At 47.1% G+C, this 4952-nt stretch carries 5 protein-coding genes; 3 read left to right on the top strand and 2 right to left on the bottom strand.

From position 1 onward, the window contains the following. Nucleotides 1-78: 78 nt before the first annotated feature. Nucleotides 79-1620, top strand: a complete 1542-nt coding sequence (locus R7Z77_RS23600; RefSeq protein ID WP_000050481.1) for an IS91-like element ISCR1 family transposase — start codon at nucleotides 79-81, stop codon at nucleotides 1618-1620. A gap of 121 nt (nucleotides 1621-1741) precedes the next feature. Here R7Z77_RS23600 and R7Z77_RS23595 read toward each other — a convergent pair whose 3' ends face one another. Both R7Z77_RS23595 and R7Z77_RS23590 read right to left on the bottom strand, forming a co-directional pair. After that, a complete protein-coding gene (locus R7Z77_RS23595) occupies nucleotides 1742-2200 on the bottom strand; it encodes a GNAT family N-acetyltransferase (protein WP_181726414.1) in 459 nt (152 codons plus the stop codon). 23 nt (nucleotides 2201-2223) lie between these two features. Beyond that, complete coding sequence (locus R7Z77_RS23590) at nucleotides 2224-2964, bottom strand: subclass B1 metallo-beta-lactamase VAM-1 (protein ID WP_181726415.1); 741 nt, start codon at nucleotides 2962-2964, stop codon at nucleotides 2224-2226. A gap of 178 nt (nucleotides 2965-3142) precedes the next feature. On the opposite strand from R7Z77_RS23590, the gene blaPSE reads away from it, so the two are divergent. Next, nucleotides 3143-3976 carry a PSE family carbenicillin-hydrolyzing class A beta-lactamase gene (blaPSE, locus tag R7Z77_RS23585; RefSeq protein ID WP_181726425.1) on the top strand — a complete coding sequence of 278 codons (834 nt, stop codon included), beginning with the start codon at nucleotides 3143-3145 and terminating at the stop codon, nucleotides 3974-3976. Between the two features lie 117 nt (nucleotides 3977-4093). After that, a complete protein-coding gene (gene aadA1 / locus R7Z77_RS23580; protein ID WP_181726426.1) occupies nucleotides 4094-4912 on the top strand; it encodes an ANT(3'')-Ia family aminoglycoside nucleotidyltransferase AadA1 in 819 nt (272 codons plus the stop codon). Nucleotides 4913-4952 lie beyond the last annotated feature (40 nt).

Below are 4952 nucleotides of genomic sequence, written 5' to 3'. Positions count from 1 at the left end.
ACCCACCTCCGCAGCCATTTATTGGTGTGGTCTACAGAGGATTAAGTCTTTTTAGAGGGGAAAATCCCTAGAACCCCCATGTCGCTGGCAAGGAACGCCACGGCGAGTCAATCGCCCACTCAAACAAACGGTTACGAACGCCACCAACCCGACCAGACGCTGCTCTACCAGCTGGTTGAGCAGCACTACCCAGCCTTCAAAGCCTCACTCGAAGCCCAAGGTCAACACCTGCCTCGCTACATCCAACAAGAATTCAACGACCTCCTCCAATGTGGCCGTCTGGAGTATGGTTTCATGCGGGTTCGCTGCGAGGATTGTCATCACGAGCGTCTGGTCGCCTTCAGCTGTAAACGACGCGGCTTTTGCCCTAGCTGCGGTGCCCGCCGGATGGCCGAGAGTGCGGCGCTGCTGATAGACGAAGTCTTCCCCAAGGAGCCCATTCGCCAGTGGGTGCTCAGCTTTCCTTTCCAGCTACGCTTTTTGCTGGCTCGCCATCCCCAGCTGATGGGCCAGGTCTTGAGTATCGTCTATCGTACACTCTCAACTCATCTGATCAAAAAAGCCGGTTACACCAAAGCCTCTGCACAAACTGGCTCAGTGACTCTTATCCAACGCTTTGGCTCCGCGCTAAATCTCAATGTCCACTACCACATGCTGTTTCTCGATGGTGTCTATGCCGAAGATGACTATGGCAAGCAACGCTTCCATCGTGTCAAGGCACCCACTTACGATGAGCTGAATACGCTCGCTCACACCCTCAGCCATCGCATCGCTCGCTGCATGGAAAAGCGTGGGATTTTGGAGCGTGATGCCGAGAATACGTGGTTGACACTGGAAGAGGGCGAAGACGATACGCTGACTCAATTACATGGTGCTTCGGTTACGTATCGCATTGCCGTCGGCCCCCAGCAAGGGCGCAAAGTCTTCACCCTGCAAACCTTGCCAGGGCGTGAGGATAAAGCCGACTCAAGCAGTCGAGTAGCCAACCATGCTGGTTTCTCGCTACACGCCGGTGTGATGGCCGAAGCGCATCAGCGGGATAAGCTTGAGCGCTTGTGTCGCTACATTAGTCGGCCAGCGGTTTCAGAAAAACGTCTGGCATTAACCGCCAATGGGCAGGTGCGTTACGAGCTCAAAACTCCGTACCGCAATGGCACCACCCATGTGATCTTCGAGCCGCTGGACTTCATCGCCAAACTCGCTGCGTTGGTACCTAAGCCGCGAGTCAACCTCACACGCTTCCACGGCGTCTTTGCACCGAACAGCAAACACCGAGTTCAAGTAACACCCGCCAAGCGGGGCAAGAAGCCCGACAAATCGGAAGGTCTCGATACTAACTGGCGTGACAAGAGTCCTGCAGAGCGCCACCGCGCCATGACCTGGATGCAACGCCTCAAGCGAGTCTTCAATATTGATATTGAAGTCTGCGAACACTGCGGCGGTCACGTCAAAGTGATTGCCAGCATCGAAGATCCGAAGGTCATTGAGCAGATTCTCAAGCATCTGAAACAGAAAACAGCCAAGGCGAATGCCGCCAAGCAGCGTGAGCTGCCACCAGAACGAGCGCCGCCACTGACTCCCAGCCTGTTCGATCCATCACAGAGTCGTCTCTTTGACTGACGACCCCAAATCCAACACTGCTCAACACTGCCAACTTTTAAACGGGGCGGTGGGGCAGTTTGTATCTCTCGAGCTATCAGGCTAGAGATTTTACCGCCAAATCGAACCTTATTAGAGCGGTTTAGGCTGGACCGGCAGTTAAAATTGGGGCTTGAGCGGTAAACGAGTGAGGGAATTTCAGGTAAGATACTTCGGATGAGGAGCAAAAAGGTGGTTTATACTTCCTATACCCAAATTGCTTAATTAATGTTAAAGCTTCTCCAGCAATTCCCCTGCCTTGAGCACTTTGCTTAATCATGTAACCTACTTCGGCTATTCGCGCCTTGTGATTAATGACCTTCAATCCAATACTGCCCAGCTTTTCTCCTGATGATATGTCCTCAATACCAAATGAAAGCCAGTGATCACTTTCAAACTGCCAAGATTGAGATTTTAACTCAAACGCTGCCACAGCTTCTTGATAAGTTAGAGGCTCATACACATGCTCCATCATAATGGGGCACATTGATATTTCTATGAACAACTGTCTATCTGAACTATCAAATGGTGATAGTTTTATTCTACTACCTCTTAGCTCCACTATTTTTCCTTTGCTTTATTTGTCTATTTGTCAGAAGTCTTATCGGATGATGCTAATTTTTGTGTATGAAGGAGTAAACTAACGTCTCCAACCTGACCATGCCCAGGCACTACAGTGACTATATCTGGATAGCGTTGCAGCACTCTTTGAATAGAGTTCGACCATTCGCCTATATTTGCATCTCCAGTGTAACCTAGACTTTTATTACGGAGGCTTTTAACAAAGCAACCGCCAAATAATAGCTTTTCATTCGGTAACCAAACAACGATGTTATCTTCAGTATGGCCTGGGCCAGGATAATACACTGTCGCAATGCCGTTGAAAATTTTGAGTTCATTGCTCGATATTTCAGTATTCGAAATTTCTTTGTTATTGAGTTTAAGAAGTTGATTAGTGAGTGAAGTGGCATAAGTGTTAACTTTTAAATCATTTAAAAGTGGTAAATCACCACTCGCATCTTCATGAAAGTGAGTTACTATTGCGCTTTTTAGTACGAGACCTCTATCTTCAATCCATTCAATAAGTTGATTGGTTGCTTTGGTCGTCCAAGGAGTGTCAATCAGGTATGCCGCATCTCCATCGACTACAATTAAGCCAGACGCGCCAATAAACCCCCAAGGCTCAACATGTTTATATGAGATATGCTGATAGATATTATCGGTTAATTGTTTAACCTCCAGCGTTTTAGTGTCTGTATTGTTTGCTGCTGTTACAAAAGGAACAAAAAGAGTAATGAGCAGAATATTTTTTATCAGAAAATTCATTATTGACGACCTCTGAACGTCATTAAAAATGTGCAATTATGAGCTTGTAACGTCTATTACATTGAATCAAATTAAGTTGTTCATAGCGACTAAGTAGAGACATTTATCTTAAGTAACCTTATATGCGTTTGTAATCTTTTAATGCATTGAGACATGGAGCAAATGCTAAGAATAGCGTATCTTTTATGCTTTTGCAAGTAGTTCAAAGTTTCGGCAAGTTGAACAAGACGTTAAGGCAATTGAAGTTTCTCTTTCTGCTCGTATAGGTGTTTCCGTTCTTGATACTCAAAATGGAGAATACTGGGATTACAATGGCAATCAGCGCTTCCCGTTGACAAGTACTTTTAAAACAATAGCTTGCGCTAAATTACTATATGATGCTGAGCAAGGAAAAGTTAATCCCAATAGTACAGTCGAGATTAAGAAAGCAGATCTTGTGACCTATTCCCCTGTAATAGAAAAGCAAGTAGGGCAGGCAATCACACTCGATGATGCGTGCTTCGCAACTATGACTACAAGTGATAATACTGCGGCAAATATCATCCTAAGTGCTGTAGGTGGCTCCAAAGGCGTTACTGATTTTTTAAGACAAATTGGGGACAAAGAGACTCGTCTAGACCGTATTGAGCCTGATTTAAATGAAGGTAAGCTCGGTGATTTGAGGGATACGACAACTCCTAAGGCAATAGCCAGTACTTTGAATAAATTTTTATTTGGTTCAGCGCTATCTGAAATGAACAAAAAAAAATTAGAGTCTTGGATGGTGAACAATCAAGTCACTGGTAATTTACTACGTTCAGTATTGCCGGCGGGATGGAACATTGCGGATCGTTCAGGTGCTGGCGGATTTGGTGCTCGGAGTATTACAGCAGTTGTGTGGAGTGAGCATCAAGCCCCAATTATTGTGAGCATCTATCTAGCTCAAACACAGGCTTCAATGGCAGAGCGAAATGATGCGATTGTTAAAATTGGTCGTTCAATTTTTGACGTTTATACATCACAGTCGCGCTGATAAGGCTAACAAGGCCATCAAGTTGACGGCTTTTCCGTCGCTTGTTTTGTGGCTTAACGCTACGCTACCACAAAACAATCAACTACAAAGCCGCAACTTATGGCGGCGTTAAACATCATGAGGGAAGCGGTGATCGCCGAAGTATCGACTCAACTATCAGAGGTAGTTGGCGTCATCGAGCGCCATCTCGAACCGACGTTGCTGGCCGTACATTTGTACGGCTCCGCAGTGGATGGCGGCCTGAAGCCACACAGTGATATTGATTTGCTGGTTACGGTGACCGTAAGGCTTGATGAAACAACGCGGCGAGCTTTGATCAACGACCTTTTGGAAACTTCGGCTTCCCCTGGAGAGAGCGAGATTCTCCGCGCTGTAGAAGTCACCATTGTTGTGCACGACGACATCATTCCGTGGCGTTATCCAGCTAAGCGCGAACTGCAATTTGGAGAATGGCAGCGCAATGACATTCTTGCAGGTATCTTCGAGCCAGCCACGATCGACATTGATCTGGCTATCTTGCTGACAAAAGCAAGAGAACATAGCGTTGCCTTGGTAGGTCCAGCGGCGGAGGAACTCTTTGATCCGGTTCCTGAACAGGATCTATTTGAGGCGCTAAATGAAACCTTAACGCTATGGAACTCGCCGCCCGACTGGGCTGGCGATGAGCGAAATGTAGTGCTTACGTTGTCCCGCATTTGGTACAGCGCAGTAACCGGCAAAATCGCGCCGAAGGATGTCGCTGCCGACTGGGCAATGGAGCGCCTGCCGGCCCAGTATCAGCCCGTCATACTTGAAGCTAGACAGGCTTATCTTGGACAAGAAGAAGATCGCTTGGCCTCCCGCGCAGATCAGTTGGAAGAATTTGTTCACTACGTGAAAGGCGAGATCACCAAGGTAGTCGGGGTTCTAGGGATTTTCCCCTCTAAAAAGACATAATCCTCTGTAGACCACACCAATAAATGGCTGCGGAGGTGGT

This window comes from Vibrio sp. 1401 (genome assembly GCF_033340295.1).
Note: the sequence above shows the minus strand (reverse complement) of the source record. Positions and strands in the feature narration are given on the sequence as shown.